This window comes from Bradyrhizobium sp. JR4.1 (assembly GCF_040548605.1).
Classification (GTDB): domain Bacteria; phylum Pseudomonadota; class Alphaproteobacteria; order Rhizobiales; family Xanthobacteraceae; genus Bradyrhizobium; species Bradyrhizobium canariense.
In genome coordinates, this window is sequence record NZ_JBEPRY010000012.1 from 97,708 (window position 1) to 119,769 (window position 22,062).

20 protein-coding genes are annotated in these 22,062 nt (G+C 63.8%); 7 read left to right on the forward strand and 13 right to left on the reverse strand.

The window, feature by feature from the left end; translation table 11 throughout:
• Positions 1 to 50: 50 nt before the first annotated feature.
• Positions 51 to 563 (reverse strand): cupin domain-containing protein, encoded by a 513-nt coding sequence (locus ABIB90_RS23030; protein ID WP_007595213.1) that lies wholly within the window; start codon positions 561 to 563, stop codon positions 51 to 53.
• Positions 564 to 691: 128 nt separating this feature from the next.
• On the opposite strand from ABIB90_RS23030, the gene ABIB90_RS23035 reads away from it, so the two are divergent.
• Positions 692 to 910: a CsbD family protein gene (locus ABIB90_RS23035; RefSeq protein ID WP_007595214.1), complete on the forward strand. Its 219-nt coding sequence runs from the start codon at positions 692 to 694 to the stop codon at positions 908 to 910.
• Between the two features lie 58 nt (positions 911 to 968).
• On the opposite strand, the gene ABIB90_RS23040 is transcribed toward ABIB90_RS23035, so the two are convergent.
• From ABIB90_RS23040 to ggt, 5 genes are all read right to left on the reverse strand, one after another.
• A complete protein-coding gene (locus ABIB90_RS23040; RefSeq protein WP_007595215.1) occupies positions 969 to 1,433 on the reverse strand; it encodes an FKBP-type peptidyl-prolyl cis-trans isomerase in 465 nt (154 codons plus the stop codon).
• 61 nt (positions 1,434 to 1,494) lie between these two features.
• Positions 1,495 to 3,786, reverse strand: a complete 2,292-nt coding sequence (locus tag ABIB90_RS23045) for a xanthine dehydrogenase family protein molybdopterin-binding subunit (protein WP_007595217.1) — start codon at positions 3,784 to 3,786, stop codon at positions 1,495 to 1,497.
• A gap of 2 nt (positions 3,787 to 3,788) precedes the next feature.
• Positions 3,789 to 4,805 carry an FAD binding domain-containing protein gene (locus tag ABIB90_RS23050; RefSeq protein WP_354201431.1) on the reverse strand — a complete coding sequence of 339 codons (1,017 nt, stop codon included), beginning with the start codon at positions 4,803 to 4,805 and terminating at the stop codon, positions 3,789 to 3,791.
• Positions 4,806 to 4,809: 4 nt separating this feature from the next.
• Entirely contained in the window at positions 4,810 to 5,424 is a 615-nt protein-coding gene (locus ABIB90_RS23055) for a (2Fe-2S)-binding protein (RefSeq protein ID WP_354169619.1), read from the reverse strand.
• Between the two features lie 169 nt (positions 5,425 to 5,593).
• Positions 5,594 to 7,180, reverse strand: a complete 1,587-nt coding sequence (ggt, locus tag ABIB90_RS23060) for a gamma-glutamyltransferase (RefSeq protein ID WP_354169617.1) — start codon at positions 7,178 to 7,180, stop codon at positions 5,594 to 5,596.
• Positions 7,181 to 7,365: 185 nt separating this feature from the next.
• Between ggt and trhO the strand changes: the two genes are divergently transcribed.
• Both trhO and ABIB90_RS23070 read left to right on the forward strand, forming a co-directional pair.
• Complete coding sequence (trhO, locus tag ABIB90_RS23065; RefSeq protein WP_219684455.1) at positions 7,366 to 8,163, forward strand: oxygen-dependent tRNA uridine(34) hydroxylase TrhO; 798 nt, start codon at positions 7,366 to 7,368, stop codon at positions 8,161 to 8,163.
• A complete protein-coding gene (locus tag ABIB90_RS23070) occupies positions 8,153 to 8,371 on the forward strand; it encodes a SlyX family protein (RefSeq protein ID WP_007595232.1) in 219 nt (72 codons plus the stop codon). Before trhO ends, ABIB90_RS23070 begins: the two co-directional genes overlap by 11 nt.
• A 6-nt stretch (positions 8,372 to 8,377) precedes the next feature.
• Here ABIB90_RS23070 and ABIB90_RS23075 read toward each other — a convergent pair whose 3' ends face one another.
• Together ABIB90_RS23075 and ABIB90_RS23080 are read right to left on the reverse strand one after the other, a co-directional pair.
• Positions 8,378 to 10,282, reverse strand: coding sequence for a sensor domain-containing diguanylate cyclase (locus ABIB90_RS23075; protein WP_354169614.1), 1,905 nt, complete (start codon positions 10,280 to 10,282; stop codon positions 8,378 to 8,380).
• 170 nt (positions 10,283 to 10,452) lie between these two features.
• Positions 10,453 to 10,668, reverse strand: a complete 216-nt coding sequence (locus ABIB90_RS23080; RefSeq protein ID WP_007595236.1) for a hypothetical protein — start codon at positions 10,666 to 10,668, stop codon at positions 10,453 to 10,455.
• 110 nt (positions 10,669 to 10,778) lie between these two features.
• Between ABIB90_RS23080 and hemE the strand changes: the two genes are divergently transcribed.
• The gene (hemE, locus tag ABIB90_RS23085) at positions 10,779 to 11,813 is read left to right on the forward strand and encodes a uroporphyrinogen decarboxylase (protein ID WP_354169611.1); all 1,035 of its coding nucleotides are present in this window, start codon (positions 10,779 to 10,781) and stop codon (positions 11,811 to 11,813) included.
• A 218-nt stretch (positions 11,814 to 12,031) separates the two neighbouring features.
• Here the strand turns inward: hemE and hemC are convergent, their stop codons facing one another.
• Genes hemC through ABIB90_RS23100 form a run of 3 tightly spaced genes read right to left on the reverse strand, consistent with a single transcriptional unit; the run spans position 12,032 to position 15,307 of the window.
• On the reverse strand, positions 12,032 to 13,012 hold the full coding sequence (hemC, locus tag ABIB90_RS23090; protein ID WP_354169609.1) for a hydroxymethylbilane synthase: 981 nt from the start codon (positions 13,010 to 13,012) through the stop codon (positions 12,032 to 12,034).
• A gap of 25 nt (positions 13,013 to 13,037) precedes the next feature.
• Entirely contained in the window at positions 13,038 to 14,663 is a 1,626-nt protein-coding gene (locus ABIB90_RS23095) for a GMC family oxidoreductase (RefSeq protein WP_354169607.1), read from the reverse strand.
• 53 nt (positions 14,664 to 14,716) lie between these two features.
• Entirely contained in the window at positions 14,717 to 15,307 is a 591-nt protein-coding gene (locus ABIB90_RS23100; protein WP_354169605.1) for a TetR/AcrR family transcriptional regulator, read from the reverse strand.
• A 98-nt stretch (positions 15,308 to 15,405) separates the two neighbouring features.
• Here ABIB90_RS23100 and ABIB90_RS23105 point away from each other — a divergent pair, with 98 nt between their 5' ends.
• Positions 15,406 to 15,771 (forward strand): nuclear transport factor 2 family protein, encoded by a 366-nt coding sequence (locus tag ABIB90_RS23105; protein WP_219684449.1) that lies wholly within the window; start codon positions 15,406 to 15,408, stop codon positions 15,769 to 15,771.
• Positions 15,772 to 15,936: 165 nt separating this feature from the next.
• On the opposite strand, the gene ABIB90_RS23110 is transcribed toward ABIB90_RS23105, so the two are convergent.
• Positions 15,937 to 17,394, reverse strand: coding sequence for a DUF1254 domain-containing protein (locus ABIB90_RS23110; protein WP_354169747.1), 1,458 nt, complete (start codon positions 17,392 to 17,394; stop codon positions 15,937 to 15,939).
• A gap of 662 nt (positions 17,395 to 18,056) precedes the next feature.
• Here ABIB90_RS23110 and ABIB90_RS23115 point away from each other — a divergent pair.
• Positions 18,057 to 18,428, forward strand: a complete 372-nt coding sequence (locus tag ABIB90_RS23115; protein ID WP_007595254.1) for a hypothetical protein — start codon at positions 18,057 to 18,059, stop codon at positions 18,426 to 18,428.
• 421 nt (positions 18,429 to 18,849) lie between these two features.
• The gene (locus ABIB90_RS23120) at positions 18,850 to 20,811 is read left to right on the forward strand and encodes a putative bifunctional diguanylate cyclase/phosphodiesterase (RefSeq protein ID WP_354201432.1); all 1,962 of its coding nucleotides are present in this window, start codon (positions 18,850 to 18,852) and stop codon (positions 20,809 to 20,811) included.
• Positions 20,812 to 20,842: 31 nt separating this feature from the next.
• Here ABIB90_RS23120 and ABIB90_RS23125 read toward each other — a convergent pair whose 3' ends face one another.
• Positions 20,843 to 21,934 carry a serine hydrolase domain-containing protein gene (locus ABIB90_RS23125; protein WP_354201433.1) on the reverse strand — a complete coding sequence of 364 codons (1,092 nt, stop codon included), beginning with the start codon at positions 21,932 to 21,934 and terminating at the stop codon, positions 20,843 to 20,845.
• Between the last annotated feature and the right edge of the window lie 128 nt (positions 21,935 to 22,062).

Here is a 22,062-nt window from a genome sequence, read left to right on the forward strand (position 1 = left end):
CCTGCCTGCGAGGTTCTGTCGCACAGAACCCGCTGGCTTTCAGGTGTTCCTCACTTCTTCTCGTTCGGATCGCGGTGAATGGGATCGACCCACAGCACGGTCTCGGGCTTCTCGACCGGCTCGATGTCGAGGTTGATCGCCACCGCCTCGCCGTCGCTGCGCACCAGCACGCATTCCAGCACCTCGTCCCGGCTGGCGTTGATCTCCTGATGGGGCACGTAGGGCGGGACGAAAATGAAGTCGCCGGGGCCGGCCTCTGCGGTGAATTGGAGGCTCTCGCCCCAGCGCATCCGCGCCTTGCCTTTCACGACGTAGATGACGCTTTCGAGATGGCCATGGTGATGCGCGCCGGTCTTGGCGTCGGGCTTGATGCTGACCGTGCCCGCCCACAATTTCTGCGCACCGACGCGCGCGAAATTGATCGCGGCCGCGCGGTCCATGCCCGCCGTCGACGGCACGTTGGTATCGAGCTGGTTGCCGGGAATGACGCGCACGCCGTCATGTTTCCAGCGATCATCGTGATCGTGGTCATGGTGGGAATGCGAATGGTCATGACCGGTCATGAGACTTGCTTTCTGTTGGTTCCGTGCGCGGCAAACTAACCCAAAGCCGCGACATCGAGCCATACCAAAATCGGAACCCTCATAACCGTCGAACGTTGTCCTGACGAGCAAACCGCAAGGAGGATTTCATGGGTAGCACGACCGACAAGATCAAGGGCACCGCAAACGAGGCAATGGGAAAGGCCAAACAGGGCATCGGTGAAGCCACCGGTTCCGAGCGCATGAAGGGCGAAGGTGCGGTCCAGGAAGTGAAGGGCAAGGGCCAGCAGGCCATGGGCGATGCCAAGGATGCCGCGAAAGACGCGGTCGATCGCGCTGCGGCTTCGGCCAAGCGCGCGACGGAATAACGAGCATCGCACTCAAAGTGAAAGACCGGCCGAGAGGCCGGTCTTTTTGTTTGCGGGCTTACTTCACCCCGAGCAATTCCACGTCGAACATCAGCGTTGCGTTCGGCGGGATCACGCCGCCTGCGCCACGGGCACCATAGCCGAGCTGCGGCGGAATGATCAGCGTGCGCTTGCCGCCGACCTTCATGGAGGCAACACCCTCGTCCCAGCCGGCGATGACCCGGCCCTTGCCGATCGGGAATTCGAACGGCTCGTTGCGGTCGACCGACGAGTCGAATTTCTTGCCCTTCTGGCCGTTCTCGTAGAGCCAGCCGGTGTAGTGCATCACGCAGATCTGGCCGGGCTTCGGCGAAGCGCCGGTGCCGACGACGCTGTCGGTAATCTGCAAACCTGAAGCTGTGGTCATGGTCTTCCCTGCGGTCTGGGCCGAGGCCGTGGTGGAGACGAAATCGGACACGCCGGCGATCACGGTGATCGCGAGTGCCGACATGATGGCGAGGAGCACGCGCTGTAAACGCTGCATAAGACACCTTACGTTTGAGGCGGAAGGGGTCTAGCGCAACGCCGACGCCGTTGCCACCCCCTCAGGCCTCGATATTTTCCAGCCGCACGGGCAGCTTGCGGATGCGCTGGCCTGTGGCGTGATAGATCGCATTGCAGATCGCCGCATTGGTGCCGACATTGGCGAGCTCGCCGAGGCCCTTCACGCCGGCCGGGTTGATGTGATCGTCCTGCTCGGAAAGCAGGATCACCTCGACACCGGGGACGTCGGCATTCACTGGCACGAGATAGTCGGCTAGATTGTCGTTGACGTAACGCGCATTGCGCTCGTCGATCTCGGTGGCCTCCAGCAGTGCCGAGGACATGCCCCAGATCAGGCCGCCCATGAGCTGGCTGCGCGCCGTGCGCGGATTCATGATGCGGCCCGCCGCGAACGCTCCGACCAGCCGGGGGCAGCGGATTTCATGGGTAAAGCGGTTGACGCGGATCTCGACGAACTCGGCACCGAAGGCGTACGCGATCTTGTCCTTCATCTGATGGCCACCGACGAGCCGCGCGTGCCCGCTGTGCATCGCCGTGAATGAATCCAGCGGCGCGCCTTCGGGCTTCCACTCGCCGTATTCCTCGACGATACCGACACCGAGTGCGTCGAAGGCCTTTTCGATATCGAGTGGACGATCGCTCTGCGCCGCCTGCGTGCTCGGCGCCTGGCTGATGCCGACGGTCTCTTTGGCCTTGTCGGCTAGGCTGTCGCTCGGCATCACGGCCTTGAACAGCCTTTGACGAATTCGGTCGCACACCATCATCACCGCCGAGCAGGTGCTGGCAGTCGAGTTCGAACCGCCGGCAACAGGCGCCGGCGGCAGATCGCTGTCGCCCAGGAACACCGCGACCTTCTCCAGCGGCACGCCGAGCCGCTCGGCCGCGGTCTGGGCGATGACGGTATACGCGCCGGTGCCGATCTCGTGACCGGCGATCTCGACCCGGGTACGGCCGTCGCGCTGGAGGCGGACGCGCGCGGCAGAGGGCGCCATCTGCGTCGGATAGCAGGTGGCGGCACAGCCATAGCCTATCAGCCAGTCGCCGTCCGACATCGATTTCGGCTGCGGCGAACGCTGCGACCAGCCGAACGCCCTGGCGGCCTCGTCGAAGCACGCCATCAAGGACCGCGACGTATAAGGCTTGCCGCCGATCGGCTCGACGGTGGTGTCGTTGATGCGGCGGAGCTCGACAGGGTCCATGTTCAGTTTCACCGCAAGCTCGTCCATCGCGCTCTCAAGCGCGAAGAGATACGGCACCTCCGGCGGAGAGCGCATGAAGCCGGGCGTATTGCGGTCAGCGCGCACGATCGACACCAGACTTGCGACGTTCGGGCAGGCATAGAGCCGCGTCGTCGTCTTCGTGCCGCCGACGCAATAGGCATCCGGACGCGACGAAACCTCCGCGCCGTCGTGCCTCAAAGCCACCAGCTTGCCGTCCCGGCCCGCACCAAGCCTGATCTCGTGGCGCGTCTCGGCCCGGTAGGTGGCGATGGTGAAACCCTGGTCGCGGGTCGGCACCAGCTTGATCGGCCGGTTCAGGCGTTTGGCAATGCCGGCGATGATGGCGGTGCGGGGCGTCATCGAGCCGCGCGAACCAAAGCCCCCGCCGACATAGGGATTGACGACACGGACCTTGTCGGCGTCGATGCCGAGCTGCTCGGCGACGCCGTTCTTCAGGCCGTAGACATACTGGCTGCCCTCGTAGATGACGAGGTTGTCGCCCATCCAGGCGCAGCTCGTCGTAAACAGCTCCATTGGATTGTGGTGCTGGGTCGGCGTGTCATAGGAGGCGGTGAGTTTGACCTCGGCTGCGTCGAACGCCTTGGCGAAATCGCCGACCTCCGGGTCTTCCTTGAACTGTGCGTTCTGTCCCTTTGCCGCCGCCGTGGTGGTCCCCGGCGACTCAAAGCTCGCACTCGGCGCCACGGCCGTGTAGCTGACCTTGACGCGATTGGCGGCCTCGCGCGCCGCCTCGTAACTTTCGGCGATGACGACGGCGATGATCTGGCCATCATGGGCGACGTCGGCTGATTTCAGCGGCTGGATCGTGGTCCCGGCATAGCCGCCATTGCTGAACAGTTTCGATTCCTTCAGCTTCGGAGCGTTCTCGTGCGTGACGATGTCGATCACGCCGCGGACCTGCCTGGCATCGTCGAGATCGAAACCGTCGATGCGGCCCTTGGCGATGGCGCTGGTGACCAGGAATGCGTAGGCTGGATTGTCGAGCGGCATGTCGGACGCATATGTCGCCCGGCCCGTGACCTTTGCGGCCGCGTCATAGCGCGGCACGGGATGGCCCATGTTTGCTTTCGGCTCGGGAGCTGCAGCGGTCATGATCAGATCTCCATGGTTACGGCCTGCTGGAGCGCGCGCGCCACCACGCGCTTGCCGAGCGCGATCTTGAAGCTGTTGTGCCGGCGGCCCTTGGCGTCGGCAAAGGCGGCATCGGCCACACGCTGCGCCAGACCGTCGTCGAATTTCTGTCCCTTCAGCAGCGCCTCAGCCTCGCGCGCCCGCCACGGCACGGTGGCGACGCCGCCGAGCGCGACACGCGCGTCCCTGATCGTGCCATCCTGCACATCGAGCGCGACCGCAGCCGACGACAGCGCGAACTCGTAGGACTGACGGTCGCGCGCCTTGAGATACACCGAGCGCGGCCAGCGGCCGGGAATGGAGAACGCAGAGATCAGCTCACCGGGCCGAAGCGTGGTCTCGATGTCGGGCGTCGTGCCGGGCGCGTTGTGCAACTCTGCGAACGGCAGGTTGCGCGCGCCGGACCTGCCGGTGATCTCGACCACCGCATCGAGCGCGATCAACGCCTGGGCAAAATCGCCGGGATAGGTCGCGATGCACTGATCGGATGTGCCGAGCACCGCATGCATGCGATTGACGCCGTCCATGGCGGCACAACCCGAGCCAGGATTGCGCTTGTTGCAATTCTCGTATGAGACGTCCCGGAAATAGCTGCAGCGCGTTCGCTGCATCACGTTGCCTCCGAGCGTCGCCATGTTGCGCAGCTGGGCGCTGGCGGCAAGCTTCAGGGAATTCGCGATCACCGGATAGTTGCGCTGGATCTCGGCATGCGCGGCCACGTCGGACATCTTGGCGAGCGCGCCGAGCCGCAAGCCGTCACTGCCGGGCTCGATCGCCGACCAGCTGCGCGCCAGCGGATTGATATCGACGATTGCCGCGGGCCGCATCGCGTCCAGCTTCATCAGGTCGATCAGCGTGGTGCCGCCGGCGAGCGGCTGTGCTGTAGCCTTGGTCAGCGGATTGTTCGCAGTTGCGGCAGCGCTGAGCGCCTGCACGGCCATGTCGGGGTCTGTTGCCCTTTGGTAGGAAAACGATCGCATGGGCCTAGCCTTTCATGATCTCGGGCGCGGCCTGCTTCACGGCAGCGACGATGTTGGGATAGGCGGCGCAGCGGCAGATGTTGCCGCTCATGTATTCGCGGATGTCGGCCTCGCTGCCCGCATGCCCCTCCTTGACGCAGGCCACGGCGGACATGATCTGGCCCGGCGTACAATAGCCGCATTGAAACGCGTCGTTGTCGACGAAGGCCTGTTGCATCGGATGCAAATGATCGTCGGTGGCAAGGCCCTCGATCGTGGTGATCTCCTGCCCCTCGGCCGCGAGCGCGAGCGTCAGGCACGACACCACGCGTCGATCGTCGATCAGTACCGTGCAGGCACCACATTGGCCGTGGTCGCAGCCCTTTTTGCTGCCGGTGAGCTTGAGATGCTCCCGCAGCGCGTCGAGCACCGTTGTGCGCGCGTCGATGTGCAGGCGCTTGTCCTTGCCGTTGACCCGCAGCGTGACATCGACGGGGAGCGCCGGATCCTGCGCGGCCGACACGCTCGCATCCTGCGCGGCCGCACGCGCTGTCATGGGGACCAGCGCACTGCCGGCAGCGCCAGCCATGAAGGCGCGCCGATCGAATCCGGACGGTCCGGAACCTGATTTTTCGGACATGGAGGGCCTCCGCCGCTTCGAGCAAGAGCAGCGCACGCCTGCACCGCTCATCGGCCCTTAACCTGAAGCAGTGAACTCCGTTCCGAACGAGAAAGGGCGACGCAGCAAATGCCGCGTCGCCCTTCGTCAAATTTTGCTGATGTTGCGCGGGGAACCCCGTGCGCGGCGGTCAGTATCCGAGCGCGCAACCGTCCTTGCGCGGATCGGAACCGCCGGTGAGCGTCCCCTTGTCCCAGTCGATCCAGATCGCCTGCGCGCCGCCGAGCGGACCGACGACGCTGGTGGTCTTGTGGCCGAGCTTCTGCAGGCCTTCGACAATGGCGGCCGGCACGCTGTCCTCGAGCTGGTACTGGCCTTCGTAATGCAGGCCGCGCGGCATATCGATCGCCTCCTGCACGTCGCAGCCATAATCGAGGATGTTGGTCACCACATGGGTCTGGCCAACCGGCTGATATTGTCCGCCCATCACCGCGAACGGCATCACCGAGCGGCCGCCCTTGGTGAGCAGGCTCGGCATGATCGTGTGCAGCGGGCGCTTGCCGCCGGCGATGCAATTCGGGTGGCCGGGCTGGATGCGGAAGCCGCCGGCGCGATTCTGGAGCAGGATGCCGGTCTTGTTCGAGACGATGGCGGAGCCGAAGGAATGCGCGACCGAGTTGATGAACGAGCAGACGTTGCGGTCCTTGTCCACGACGGTGATGTAGATGGTCGAGGGATTCATCGGCGGCGCGACGTTCGGCAGGTCGAGCATGCCGTCCATGCGGATCTTGTCGATGTGCTCGTTGCAGTATTCCTTGGCAAGGATCTTGGCGACCTCGACCTGCATATGCTCGGGATCGGCGACATGCAGCTCGCGATGCATGTAGGCGATGCGCGCGGCCTCGGCTTCGAGGTGGAAGCGCTCGACGCTGAGTGGCGCGTATTTCGTCAGGTCGAACCGCGACAGGATGTTCAACATCAGCAGCATGGTGAGGCCGGGTCCGTTCGGCGGGCACTGCCAGACGTCATGGCCCTTGTACATGGTGCCGATCGGCGACGTCGTCTCGGTGGTGTGCGCGGCGAAATCGTCGAGCGTGTGCAGGCCGCCGATTCCGCGCAGGGTCTCCACCATGTCCTCGGCGATCGGGCCCTTGTAGAAGGCGTCGCGGCCGTCCTTGGCGATCGCCCGTAGCGTCTTGCCGAGCTCGGCTTGGCGGATGACGTCGCCGGCCACCGGCGGCTTGCCGTGCGGCAACAGATACCGCTCCGTGTTGGTGCCACCCTTCAGCTTCTCGAACTGGTTCTTCCAGTCGAAGGCGATGCGAGGGGCGACGACGTAGCCTTCCTCGGCGGCCTTGATCGCGGGCTGAAGCAGCCGGTCGAAGCCGAACTTGCCGTGGTCGCGCAAAACGGTCGCAAAGGCGTCGATCACGCCGGGGATCGACACCGCATGCGCCGAGGTCAGCGGCACGGAGTTGATCTTGCGCTCGAGATACCAGTCGGCGTTCGCCGCCTTCGGCGCGCGCCCCGAGCCGTTATAGGCGATGATCTTGCCCTCGCCGCGCGGCTGGATCAGCGCAAAGCAGTCGCCGCCGATGCCGGTCGATTGCGGCTCGATCACGCCGAGAATGGCCGAGCCCGCAACGGCCGCGTCCACTGCCGTGCCGCCCTCGCGCAGCACCTCGATCGCGGCGAGCGACGCCTGCGGATGCGAGGTCGCCACCATCGCGTTGGTGGCGTGGACCGTGGACCTGCCGGGGAAATGGAAGTTTCTCATCGAATTCTTGCTCTCGTTGGCGTCTGGCGCGGATGGCGTGTCGTTTCGGAAAAAGCCGCGCCTACATGACACATTCCGGCCCGCCGGGGCAATGCTGGCATACCAGGGAAATGGCTGCCATCCGCTGGGAATAGAGCTGCTTCTTGCGGGTTTTCCGGGCGCGCCCCGCCTGCTAAACGGGCGCCATGATTTGCAAGGTCGCCGCCTTCTACCAATTCGCCGCCCTGCCCGATTACCGGGAGTTGCGCGAGCCGCTGCGCGCGTTCTGCGCCGGCCTGGCGGTGAAGGGGAGCGTGCTGCTCGCGCAGGAGGGCATCAACGGCACGGTCGCGGGTGCGGGCGCGGCGATCGACGCTCTCGTCCATGAGCTCGCGCACGGCGACATCTTCAGCGGCAGGTTGAACAATCTCGAATTGAAGTTCTCGACCGCCGAGGCGATGCCATTCGGCCGGCTCAAGGTGCGGCTGAAGAAGGAGATCGTCACGCTCGGCGACGAAGCCGCAGATCCGACCCGGCAGGTCGGCACCTATGTCGATGCGAGCGAATGGAACGCGCTGATCGCGGCGCCCGACACGCTGGTGCTCGACACCAGGAACGCCTTCGAGGTGGCGATGGGGACGTTCGACGGCGCGCTCGACCCAGGCATCGAGAGCTTTGGCCAGTTCAAGGAATTTGCGGCCGAACGGCTCGATCCTGTCAAACACCGCAGAATCGCGATGTTCTGCACCGGCGGCATCCGCTGCGAGAAAGCGAGCGCGCATCTGCTCGCGCGCGGCTTTGCCGAGGTCTATCACCTCAAAGGCGGCATTCTCAAATATCTGGAAGAGGTGCCGGAGGCTCAGAGTCGCTGGCGCGGCGAATGCTTCGTGTTCGACGAACGTGTCGCGCTCGGTCATGGTTTGCAGCAACTTGGCGCGCAACAACTCGGCTTGCAAGAACTTGGCTCGCCCGAACGAAATAAGGACGCGGCACGTGACGAATGAGATCCAGACGCTCGGCGAGCGCATCGACACGCTTGAGACGCGCCTCGCCTATCAGGACGACGCGATCGAGACGCTGAACCAGACCATCACCGCGCAGTGGAAGCAGATCGACGCGCTGACGCGAAGGATCGCAGAGCTCGGCGAGCGGCTGCAGGAGGCCGAGGCGAATGCGCCGGGAGCCGCCAATGAGCGCCCCCCGCATTATTGAGCGGGGTTACTGACCGGACGCCTTGAGAAGAAGGTTGCTCACCTCGCCCGACATCATCAGCCGGTTGCGCCCGGCTTCCTTGGCGGCATAGAGCGCCTGGTCGGCGGCCTCGATCAGCGAGGTGACGCCGGCCGTGCGCTCCAGCGCCGGCCGGCAGGCAGCACCGCCGAGCGAAGCGGTGACGCAGCCAGCCGCATGGTTGCTGGCGTGGACGAGGCCCGCATCGCGGATCGCCCGTCGGATCCGGTCGCCGATCAGGGCGCAGCCGGCAGCGTCGGTGTTCGGCAGCAGCATGGCGAACTCCTCGCCGCCGTAACGCGCCGCCAGATCGCCGGAACGATGCATCTCGGCGGCGATGATCTGCGCCACCTGCCGGAGGCAGGCATCGCCCGCGGGATGGCCGTATTCGTCGTTGTAAGACTTGAAGTGGTCGACGTCGATCATCAGCAGGGAAAGGCTGGAGCGCTCGCGATAGGCACGCGCCCACTCCTCCTTCAGTCGTTCATCGAAGCGGCGGCGATTAGCAAGCCCGGTGAGGCTGTCCTCGATCGCGAGCGTTTCGAGCCGGGTCTCGAGCTTCTTCTGCTCGGTGATGTCGCGCGAGATCGCGACCACGCCGTCGACGCTGCCACTCTCCTTGCGGGTCACCCGCATGGTCGATTCGAGCCAGACTTCGGCGTTCTGCCGGTGCGCGTTGCGATAGGTAACGCGCACCTCCTCCTTCTCGCCGCGTTTCATGGCGTCGACGAGAGCCTGGACCTGCGGCCGGTCGTCCGCGTGAATGCCGGCGAGCGCGAAGGTTCCGATCAGCTGATTGGCGCGCCAGCCGACGACGCCAATCGACGATGGCGAGACATAGCGCAGCCGCTCGTCGAGCCCCATACGCGTCACCATGTCGCTGGAGCTTTCGGCAAGCAGTCGGAAATTCGCTTCCTTCTCGACCAGCGCGGCCGCCATGCTCTGGCCCCGCTGCAACTGCCGCACCAGCACCGCACCAATGATTGCGATCAGCATGACCAACGCGAGCACGTAGAGCATGCGGGAGATCACCGCAGCGCGCCAGGGTGCGAGCAGCTCGTCCTTGTCGACGGTGGCGAGCAGGACCAGCGGATAACGGCCAGAGCGCTTGAAGAAGCTGACGCGTTCGGCGCCATCGAGCGGCGACTTGAAATGATAGACGCCGCCCGGCCGCTGCAGAGCGGCGTCGCGGAACAGCGGCGTATTGGCAACGCTGCGGCCGATGTATTTCTCGTTGCTCGGGTAGCGCGCGATGATCAGGCCGTCGCCGTGTGTCAACGCCACCGAGCTGTTGCGGCCGATCTCGAACTGTTCGTAGAAATGCGAGAGATATCCCGAGCTGATGGTCGCGAGCACCACGCCACCGAAGCTGCCATCCAGCTTGTTGAAACGGCGCGACAGGGTGACGACCCACTCGCCGTCGAGCAGGCTCTTCACGGGCCGGCCGACATGGGGCTCCCGTTTCGGCGAGAGCTGGTGATAACGGAAGAACGCGTCGTCGTTCAGAGTCGAGCCGATCGTGCCGGGCGAGGTCAACCAGTTGCCGCGGTCGTCAATGATGGCGAGGCTGTGGATGCGCTCTACCGCCTTCTTGCGCACCTCCAGCAGGGTTCTGAGCTTGGCGATCGTGGCCGGCTCGGTGCCGTCCATCTCCAGCCGGCTGACGACGCCGACGACGCCAGAATCCAGCAGATCGAGGCTGTCATCGGCATGCTGCGTCAGCGATCGCGCAACGTTGGCCATCTCGGTCTCGGCGCCCTTGAGCACCGCGTCGCGGGCCGCCCATTCCCGCCAGCCGCTGACGCCGAGGATGGCCACGCACGTCAGCGCGACGAACGCAGCTGCCCGCAGCGGCAGGCGGCTCAATCCGGCTCTTTGGGTCACAGCACTCATGCGGCAGAATTCTCCGAAGATCGGAAACTCTGCTGCTTCTGTTATTGAACTCTGAAACGCCCGCAGAAATATGCGGCGATGTCGGCGGTTCCCGTAGTCGTACGGACACCGGAATCAGCGCATCGCTAACAGGGCATTAGCAGACCTATCGGAATCCGGCGCTCCCGCGGCTAGCTGAAGATGGCCTTAACCTTGTCCCAGAGCGAGGGATTGTCGGCCTCCGCATCGGCCTTCGAGGGCGTTGGCTGGGCGGCGCTCACGGGATCGGACGCCGGGAAGGTATCTTTCAGCCCGGCATCGAGCTTGGCGTGGCGATCGGCGGCGAGCGCTTCGTGCAGATCGTCGGCGTGCTTATCATGCGGCGCGGGGTTGAATGTCTCAGCCATGGTCTCGTCCTCCGTTGGCTGGTCAACGCGGTCGAATTGCGCTTGGTTCCCCTGTTCCGCTTCGGGCCGCGGCGGTGTATCAGGAGCCCTAACCATCCTCAGGACCGTTCGTGCCCCAGTCTGCGACAAAGCCTTTCATCGACGTCCTCTCCGGCCAGCGGCAGGTCATTCCGCCGATCTGGATGATGCGGCAGGCCGGCCGTTACTTGCCGGAATATCGCGAGGTGCGCGCCAGGGCCGGCGGCTTCCTCGACCTCTGCTTCAACCCGGAGCTTGCCGCCGAGGTGACGCTGCAGCCCATCCGGAGGTTCGGCTTCGATGCGGCGATCATCTTCTCCGACATCCTGGTGATCCCCTATGCGCTCGGACGTTCCGTGCGCTTCGAGGTCGGCGAGGGTCCGCGGCTCGAACCGCTGGATGATCCCGCCAAGGTCGCGACACTGGCGAAACACGCCGATTTCGGCAAGCTCGCGCCGGTGTTCGAGGCGCTCAAAATCGTGCGCGGGGCGCTCGATCCCAGGATCGCGCTGATCGGCTTCTGCGGCGCCCCTTGGACGGTGGCGACCTACATGGTCGCCGGCCAGGGCACGCCTGACCAGGCGCCGGCGCGGATGATGGCCTACCGGCATCCGGAGGCGTTCGCTGAGATCATCGACGTGCTGGTCGAGAACTCGATCGAATATCTGCTGGCGCAGCTTGCGGCAGGCGCCAACGCCTTGCAGATCTTCGACACCTGGGCCGGGGTGCTGCCCCCTGCCGAGTTCGCGCGCTGGTCGGTCGAGCCGACCCGGCGCATCGTCGAAGGCGTGCGCGCCAAGGTGCCGGACGCGAAGATCATCGGCTTTCCGCGCGGTGCCGGTGCGCAACTGCCCGGGTTCGTCGAGGCGACCGGCGTCAACGCTGTCAGCATCGACTGGACCGCGGAGCCGGCCTTCATCCGCGAGCGCGTGCAGAGCAAGGTTGCGGTTCAGGGCAATCTCGATCCGCTGGTGCTGATCACAGGCGGCGCCGCGCTCGACCGCGCGGTCGACAACACGCTGGCGAATTTTGCGCAGGGGCGGTTCATCTTCAATCTCGGCCACGGCATCCAGCCGGAGACGCCGATCGCCCATGTCGAGCAGATGCTGAAACGTGTGCGGGGCTGATTTATTTTGCGCCTGGGGAGCGGAAAAACAAAAAAACGCGAAAACAACCCCATGCACAGTAGAGAGGCCACGCCCGATCAATGACTTAGGGCGGACCGAAATCAGGTGCGCCGTCATCGCATCAGGTCGCGCCAACATTTGACGCGTCGGGCAAAACAGGCGCATGATGCCATCATCGCAGCGCTGTCCCCCTCGCCATTGCGAACCTGCGGGAAAGCTTACCGCGGACGGCTGCGCTCGATGATCTCGGCGGCGCCCTTGGCCAGCAGATCCAGTCCCACCGCACGGCCGAGTTCGCGGGGGCGATTGGCGGGGCCCGAACGCAAGGCTTCGATGATGGTGTTGCCGGAGAGATCGAGCACGGACGCGGTGAGCGACATCTGATCGCCCGCAATGGTCGAAAAGCCCGCCACCGGCGAATTGCAATGGCCGTTCAGCACCCACAGCACTTCGCGCTCGGCATCGGCGGAGGCGTGTGCAGCGGGATCATCGATCGATGCGAGGATACGACGCGTATGCCAGTCCTGTGCCGCGCATTCGACCGCGACGATGCCCTGTCCCGCTGCCGGCAGCATCTCCGCTGCGGTAAACTCGTAGGCGATGCGCTGTGAAAGGCCGACGCGGTCGAGGCCGGACCGCGCCATGATCAGCGCGTCCGCAGGCCCCACCGCGCCGCCATCCGGCAGGCGCTGCTTCTCGCCATTGTCGAGTTTTCGCACGCGCGTGTCGGCGGCGCCACGGAAGTGGATGATCTCGACGTCGGGAAACAATCGCCGCGCATAGGCGGCGCGGCGGACGGCGTTGGTGCCGATCTTGAAACCCTTGCCACGAGATTGGCGCAATGCCTCCAGCGTCACGCCGTCACGCAGCACAAGCGCGTCATTGGGGGGATCGCGCGAGAGCGTGGCGCCGATCACGAGGCCCGGCGTGTCTTCGTTGCCGGGCATGTCCTTCAGCGAATGCATCGCCGCCTGGAGTTCGCCCGACAGCACGGCGGCGCGGATCTGGGCCACGAAGGCACCACCCTTGCCGCCATGGGGCAACAGCTTGCTGGTCTGGTCGAGATCGCCCGTGGTGTCGAACTTGACGATCTCGACGTCGAGATCGGGCATGGCAGCGGTCAGGCGGCGCGCGATCTCTTCCGTCTGTGCCAGCGCCATCGCGCTCTTGCGTGTGCCGATCTTGAATCGCGTAGCCAAGCCCAAATCCTCTCAAGACGCGAGTTTACCGCGCATCCTCCAATATCATGTCGGAGGCCTTTTCGGCGATCATGATGATCGGCGCGTTGGTGTTCCCCGAGACCAGGTCAGGCATGATCGAGCCGTCGACCACACGAAGGCCTTCGAAGCCCCTCACCTTCAGCCGCTGATCGACCACCGCGAGCGCATCATTGCCCATACGACAGGTCGAGGTCGGATGGTAGATGGTGCTGCCCCGCTCACGGCAATAATCCAGCAGCTCGGCATCCGTGGCTACCTTCGTCCCGGGATCGTACTCGTCGACCACGAAAGGCTTCAGCGCCGGTGCATGCAATATGTTGCGCAGGATCTTCAGGCCTTCCACGTTGGTGGTGCGGTCGGTCTCGGTCGACATGTAGTTGATGCGGATCTCCGGCGGCACTGTCGGGTCGGCGCTTTTGATGCGCAAGGACCCGCGGCTTTCGGGGCGGAGCTGGCACACCGACGCCGTGAAGCCGGAGAAAGCATGAAGCTTCTCGCCCATCTTGTCGGTCGAGAACGGCAGGAAATGGACCTGGATGTCCGGCGAGGCCAGCCGCGGACTGGTCTTGAAGAACGCGCCCGCGGTGCCCGCCGCGATCGTCAGCCAGCCTTTGCGGAACAGCGCATAGCGCGCGCCGGCCATGGTGCGGCGGAGCGGGTGATTGACGGTGTCGTTGAGCGTAATCTTCTGCGAGCAGCGCATCACGATACGGACCTGCATGTGGTCCTGGAGATCGTGCCCGACGCCCGGCGCGTCCAGCACGACATCGATGCCGTGCTTGCGCAGGAGGTCGCCGGGCCCGACGCCGGAGAGCTGGAGCAGCTGCGGCGAGTTGTAGGCGCCGCTCGACAGCACGACCTCGTTGCGCGCACGGGCGCGACGCAATGTGGCGCCCTGACGGTATTCAACGCCGACCGCGCGGCGGCCCTCGAACAGCACGCGCTGGCCGAGCGCGCCAGTTTCGATCTTGAGATTGCCGCGGGCCTTGGCGGGGCCGAGATAGGCCACCGCGGTCGAGGCGCGGCGGCCATTGCGGGTCGTGGTCTGGAACAGGCCGACACCTTCCTGCGTGGCGCCGTTGAAATCAGGATTGTAGGGCAGACCGCTCTCGACCGCGCCATCGATGAAGGCCTTCGACAGCGGATCGGTCACGACCATGTTGGACACCGGCAGGGGGCCGCCGCTGCCGTGATATTGATCGGCGCCGCGCGACTGGTTCTCAGCCTTCTTGAAATAGGGCAGCACGTCGTCATAGCCCCAGCCCGCGTTGCCGCGCTGACGCCATCTGTCGTAATCCTCGTGCTGGCCGCGGACATAGAGCAGGCCGTTGATCGAGCTCGATCCGCCCAGCGTCTTGCCGCGCGGCTGGAACACCTGACGACCCTTCAGCTCGGGCTCCGGCTCGGTCTGGTACATCCAGTTGACGGTCTTTTCCTTGAACAGCTTGCCGTAGCCGAGCGGCACGTGAATCCAGATGTTGGAATCCTTCGGGCCTGCCTCGAGCAGCAGCACGCTGTGCTTGCCGTTCGCCGACAGCCGGTTGGCGAGCACGCAGCCGGCAGAGCCGGCACCGACGATGATGTAGTCGAATTCAGGGTCGGAGGGCGTCAGGGAGGAAGTTGCGTTCATGCGCTACTGTTCTTTTTGTTGGTGGGGGCGTTTCCAATCATCACTTAGCACGATCATGCAGCGACGCGCAGCGCCTCGACCAGCGACCTGAACGCACGGGTATATTCCGCACCCGCCCTTGCGATATCGGCGCGTCCGGCGCAGGCGACCGCGGCCTCTGTTACCGCGCCGAGCAGCAGCCGGGCCAGCGGCTCGACCGGCTGCCGCGCAATCAGGCCGGCTTCCATCGCCGCCGCAATCGCGCGCGGCAGCTTGCCGCCGAAATGTTTGGCGTCGATCTCTCGCCAGCGCTCCCAGCCGAGCACCGCCGGGCCATCGCGCAGGATGATCTGGCCGGTCGGCCCCTTCGCGGTTGCGGCGAAATAATGCTGGGTGCCGGCGACCATCGCGGCGAGCACATCCTTCTCGGAACGCGCGGCGCCGTCGATCTCGGCGACGAGATCGCGCGAGACGTTGTCGAACACCGCTTCGAACACCGCTTCCTTTGTCTTGAAGTGATGATAGACCGCGCCCTTGGCGACGCCGGTGGCTTCGGCGATCTCGTCCATCGTCGTCGCGGCAAATCCTTGCGCCCCGAACAGGCGACGCGCCGCCGTCAGGATCGCCTCCGATGTCCCCGCCCGTCGCTCCGCCTGTTTTGCCATGGGTCTCGTCTAATCGAATTCGGCACAAGCGGCCAGTTGACTTTTCGACTATCGGTCGGTATTTACCAACCATCAGTCGGTTATTTGTGAGGTGTGCCATGCCGAGCCGTGACGTCGTCGAAGCTTTTGCCAAGCGATTGGAGACCGGGGATTTCATCGGCGCAATCGAGCAGTTCTATACGCCCGAGGCCGCGACCTACGAGAACAACGCGGCACCGACAGTCGGCCGCGACAAGCTCGTCGCCAAGGAGCGCGGCGCGCTGGCGGCCTCCAGGGAAGTCAAGGCGGTGCGCATCGGGCCGAGCCTGATCGAGGGCGATCATGTCGCGACGCGCTGGACCTTCAGCTTCACCACCGCCGAGGGCATCATCCGAACGTTGGATGAGATCGCATGGCAGACATGGCGGGGGGATGAACTCGTCGAGGAACGCTTTTATTACGACCCCAAGCAGTTGGGACGCTGAGCCGCTGACTGTCTCTACAAGACCAGCTTCACGCCCGGCGGGTACCACGTCCCTTCGCCCGAAGGCAGGATCGACGGTGCTTCGGTCCTGGGCCAGTTGAGCCGCATCGCCATTGTGTTCATGCGGTCGAACGCCGGCGCCGAAGCGCCGGCGCTCAAATCAACTTTATTGGGCCAAGCCCACCGTTCCGTCCTGCGTCCTCACGACCGGCGGCGGATTCCACTTTCCGGTCAGCGCATCGGACTTCGGGCTGTAAAGGCGCATGGTCAGACTAAAGGCTCCCTTCGGCGCCGGAAGCCAGTTCGCATCCTTGTCCTTGCCCGGGCTATCATTCTGGAAGAATATATCGAGCGACCCGTCTGCGTTGTACTTGAACGGCATCCAGCTGCTCACGGCAAAACGGTTGAGCGCATTGCCGACCTGAAAACCTTCCGGGTCGTATAGCGTGATCGACCAGAAGGCGTTGACCGGCGGGGCGGCGCCCTTCTCGAACGTAATTGTGTACTTGTTGGCTCCATCCAGCGGCTTGCCGGTCGCGTCGCCGAGATTGAGCGGATAGATGGCATCCTCAGGCAGGTTCGCGCCCAGCCCAAGTTGGGCGACGATGGCCCGCTTCAAGTAGTAGTTGCCGTAGACACCCATCGTATCGGTGTTCATCGACCAGCCATTTGCGACCCGCGCAAGTGTCGGCACTTTCCAGGCCATCAGCTTCTGGCCGTCGTGCGGAGCGGTCTCCAGCGCCCGTTGCAACACCGGATCGAGCCTACCGATGTCAAAGCTCTTGCCGGGCTCGATGCCGATTTTCTTCATCTGCGCAATGATCGGCTCATCGGTAGCATGCGGCGGGTGAAGCTTGAGCAGTTCTGCGGCGCTGGCGAAGTACACGCCGGCCGACATGGTATCGACCTGGACCTTCGGCGGCGTCTTCATGTCGACGCTTGGGTCCGGCTTGAACTCGACCGGCTTGGGTGTCTTGCCGTACTCGGAAAGCAGCGTGACCTTGTAACCGGCCTGGATCTTATGGACGGCATCGTAATCGGGCGGGCCATCCGTCTTGGTGCGGCCGATCACCCAGACATGGGGCGTCGGCGCCTCGATGCGCTGGGTGTCGCTCGGAAGCTTGAATTCTTCCGCGAACCTTTCGCGCAGATCGGGCCGCCAGCCTGGGGGTGTGATCAGGAACGTACCGGCCTTGGTGCCCGTCGTTCGCCAGCCGGGCGACGCGAAGACATCGGTCCACATGTCGAGCATCGGCAGCAGATAGTAGCGCTCACTTGTATCTGGTGCGGAGATGACGACAGGCTCCTTGGTCATGTTCAGCCAGGAGACGGAATACAGCGTGTCGAAGTTCGACCGCACCACGCCCTTGAAATTGGCCGGGGGGTATTCCGGCACGTTGACAAAGGTATTCATCGGACCTCTGAAATCGGTCGTGCCGTTGGTGAATTGCTTTCTCGAGATGTCCATCGACATTAGCGCGTAAAAGTAGACATAGGCATCCACTGCGATGGCATGCGCCTCTTGTTCGGTAACGGCCGGTGCAGTGCCCTGCGCCCGCGCGGTAGGCACGGCCGCCGCACCAAGGCAAAGAGAAATTGTCAGCGTCAGAATTCCTCGAAACATGTCGAATCCTCCTCTTCTGATTTGGTGACCTCTGATTTGCGACTTCGTTCGATTCACCTTGTTACCGTCGGCATGATCGCGTTCGAGGATCTGAGCATTGAAGGTCTCAGCGTATTGCCTTGCAGAGTGGCGCGACGGCAATCAAAACGAAGAGAAGAATGGCAGCAAAGCCGATGTCAGATGCGTTCACACCGCTCGCGGCGGTATGAATTGAAGTATTTTCGATCTAGCGCGAGGGGCGCTTATTGCTTGCAAGATAACGTGCGTCACCGACCGCATCAAACGCCGCACGGCGTCTGCAGAACTCGAAACAAATTGCTAGAAACAGAGATATAAAGCCTGGTCGAACTAGCGTCGCTTGAGGGGCATCTTCGGTCGCTTGCGCAATACGGGCCCTCTAGAATTACTTTAGCACAACCTGAACGTTTGGGCCAGCAGGGATCGTCTGCGTCTTCAATACCCCACTACTATCACAATCTGCCTCGTGTTCTTGCTCGCGCGATCGGGCTGGTTGCCCGAAACTGTCTCGGTGCTGGTCGGTGTGTTTACTCGCGCAATATTGAGAGACAATCTCCTTCGTTCCCCTTGATTCAAATCAATACGATGCCCGCTCGGTCGCCTGATGAAATTGCTTCAGTGAAATCTCAAACGGGGAGTCCTGCATGAAGATTGTATTGCTGACCTTGGCGATGATAGGCGGCCAAACAACAATTCCAGTCAGCGAACGCGTCCCTCAACTCAATGTCGAGGCGACCTGCAAGGCCACCGTAGCCACTGACAAGGCGATGGGCCTGGATCTGGCGCAGTCCTACGACGATTGCATGCGCGACGAAAATTCCGCGCTGCAACAACTTCATTCCGTTTGGCTCACGAATTCCGACAGCCTTCGAACCCGATGCGAAGGCGAAGCGACGGCTGGCGGCAGTGACAGCTATGTCGACCTGCTGACCTGCATGCAAATGGCAGATTGGGCAAAATCGACTTCGGACGCTCCAAAATTGAAGGGAGCGAGCAAGAACCGAAACAAGCTGTGAGATGGCGCCGAGGATTATTTGCAGCCGGGTGCCGTGCCAAGTCCAGGCGCTCCCGCCCTAACCGCATCGCGTGATCGGAAGTCTCAGCACCGAGCCGACCGCCGGCTCGAAGCTGTTTGGACGCACGTTCCCTCGTGGCCTCAAAGGCGTCGATGGCCGGGACATAGGCGAGCGGACGCGACGCTGTCCTTCGAACGGATTAGCCCGGCCATGGCGCCATAGTAGCTTCAGCGCCCCAAGCTCCGTGACCGTAACCTCGCCGGCGCGCATTTGTATCGATTTGTTATCGATACGACGTGACGAACACGCAGAAGTGGTCGCGGCTATCGTCACAAGCGGGGATAATTCATAGTTCGTCAAAGGTTTGCAGCGAATTCTCCGGATCGGGCCGGACAAACGGCCCATGCTGCTGGGCTCTGGAATGCGGACTCAAACGACCAGCTATTTCGCGCGGCTGTTCGCCGGCGATCTGTCGGCCTTTGGCGGTCCCGTAACCGACGAAGCCGTCGCCGGCCATATCCGCGCCGAACAGATGTCGCTGGTGCTCGGCTATTCGGTCGGCATCATGCTGGCCAATGCCTGCAACGCCGGGGTGCTCGTCGTCGCGCTGTGGCATTCGCCGGGCTTGAAGCTGGCCTTGATCTGGGCCGCCATCGTGGCGGGCGCCGCGATCGCGTTCGGCCTGCAATCCCATGCCGCGCGCCGCATCACCAAACCGCAATTCGTCTCGCGCCGGGCCATGCATCGGCTGGTGCGCAATGCTTTCATCCTCGGTGCCGCCTGGGGCACCGTTCCGGTCGCATTCTTCGCCGATGCCTCAACCGGCGGGCAGCTCGTCATCACCTGCCTTTGTTCGGGGATGCTGGCGGGGGGCGCGCTGGCCTTCGCCACGATCCCGATCGCGGCGATCGCATTCACGGCCCCGATCTTCGCTGGCATCGCGATCTGCCTCGGCAGGAATGGCGATCCGGCGTTTCTGCTGATCGCTTTCCTGGTGGTGGTCTACGGATCGGTGCTGCTGCGCAGCGTGTTCGTCAATTCGATCGCGTTCGCACGGCGCGTGATGCGGCAGATTGAGGCTGAGCGTACGGTGCGGCAGGACCCGCTGACCCATCTGCCCAATCGCGTCGCCTTCAACGAAACGCTGGATGCAGCCTTGAAGCGGCTCGCTCTGTCCGGCGAGGAATTCGCGGTCCTTCTGCTCGATCTCGATCGTTTCAAGGAGGTCAACGACAAGTTCGGCCATCCTGCCGGTGACGAGTTTCTGGTCCAGATCGCGAGTCGCCTGCAACGCTGCACCCGCGCGGCCGAGCATGTCGCACGCATCGGCGGCGACGAGTTCGCGCTGGTAATGGCCAATCTGGCGCGGCCGGAGGATGCGCTCGAGATCGCGGAGCGCTTCGTCGCGGCCTTCGACGAACCGTTCCAGATCGAGGGCCGCCAGATCGTCGGCGCGACCAGCGTCGGCATCGTGCTGGCGCCGCGTGACGGCAGCACGCAACTCGACATCATGAAGAACGCCGACGCCGCGCTCTACCGCGCCAAGAAGGCCGGACCCGGCACGGTGTGTTTCTTCGAGGAAACCGACGACCGCTCATCACGCGACCGCAAGGCGCTGCAATCGGATCTGGAAGGCGCCATCGCCAGGGACGAGCTGTTCCTGGTGTTCCAGCCCTTTCTCGACCTCGACGGCAACCGCATCACCGGGTTCGAGGCGCTGCTGCGTTGGCAGCATCCCCAGCGCGGACTGGTGCCGCCGAGCGAGTTCATTCCGATCGCCGAGGAAACCGGGCTGATCCACGAGATCGGCGAATGGGTCGTCCGCCGCGCCTGCGCGACGGTTGCCGAGTGGCCCGAAGAGATCAGGGTCGCCGTGAATTTCTCGGCCGCGCAGTTTCACAACAACGGCCTCCTCCAGATCATCGTGCAGGCACTTGCGGACGCGAAGATCGCCCCGCACCGGCTCGAGATCGAGATCACGGAATCGATGCTGCTGTCGAAATACGCCTCCGCCGCGTCCGTCCTCAACGCGCTGCTGGAGCTCGGCGTCACCGTGGCGCTCGACGATTTCGGCACCGGCTTCTCCTCGCTGACCTATCTGCGCAAGCTGCCGTTCAGCCGCATCAAGATCGACCAGTCCTTCATCCGCGACATGCTGGTGCAGCCGGACTGCGCCGCAATCGTGAAATCGGTGATTGGGCTCGCGCGCGACCTGCGCATCGGCGTGGTCGCGGAAGGTGTCGAGACCGCCGACCAGCTCGAATATCTGCACCAGATCGGTTGCGACGAAGTGCAGGGTTACCTCATCAGCCGGCCGGTGTCGGCGGATGGAGTCCTAGCCCTGCTCGAAACGAAGAAGCTGCGGGCGACATACGCAGCCTAGGGCGTATACTCGCAACTGAAGTTTTCTCGGGTCACAGCAGGCTTGGCATCACGACATCGGTAATGATGCGCAGCGGCGGCAAATTGTTGTCCTTGGCGTTGTAGTTGCCTGCTGTGGTGACGACGACCAGATCGAGCCCGGGAAACACGGTCAGACGCTGACCACCATTGCCGGCGGCGTTCCAGAGACGCTGGTTCGAGCGCGATATCGTCGGTGTCTCCATGGTGAAATCCAGATTGTACCATTGATAGCCGTAATGGCGCTCTTCCGCGATGTGCACCAAAGGCGAAGTGCTGCGCGCGATCCATTCCGCGGGAACCACCGAACGGCCTTTCCAAACGCCACCGCGCAAAGTCAGCTCGCCGATCCGAGCGAAATCGCGCGGGGTCATCCGCAGGCCGGAAGCCGCGATCAGTTCACCGCCGTTGTCGGCGTACCAATCGGTCGGGCCGATACCGAGCGGGTCGAAAAGAACCTCACGCCCGTATTCATGCAGCGACTTGCCCGTGCCTCTGGCGATCAGCCGTCCCAGCAGCGCAGTGGCGCCACCATTATAGACCCAGCGATTGCCGGGCTCCATTATCATCGGCCGGTCGAGGATATATCGGTAGCGATCAGGCGCCATGTCCATGGCGGTCTCGCTGTTGGCCGGGTTGGTATAGGGCATCGCCTCGTTCCATTCGGTGCCCATTGTCATGGACAGCACGTGGTGGAGTGTCCAGCGGCTGCGAACCGGATCGGCTGCGAGATCCGCATATTCGGGAAAAGACGGCAGCAGTTGATCTTCGGGCGCCGGCACTTTGCCGGCGGCCAGCGCAATGCCATAGAGCAAGCCGACGACGCTTTTGGATGCCGAGCGCAAATCGTGAAGCGAATCCGGCTTGAACGACACCACGCCGATGGGCCGGCTTCCTCTCGCGGTGTCCTCGCCCTCGAAGTAGCGCTCGAAGACCAGCCGTCCATTGCGCACCACGATGACGCTGTGGAGATTCCAGACCCGCTTGTCGGCAATGGCCTTGTCGAGCCGAGCGTCCAGATCATTGGAGAATCCGGCTTCGCGCAACGAGGTCGGCTGCCATTCAAAACCCGCGGCCGAACTCTCGCCAATCATCTGGCCGATCAACACCCCTCCTGCGCCCGTCAACATCCGACGTCGGCTTAATCCCAACTCATTCATGGTCAGGTCTCCAGGCTGCATTTGGCCACGGCGCAACCAGAACATGCCCGCGACCATGCCAAAGACTCGAAAAT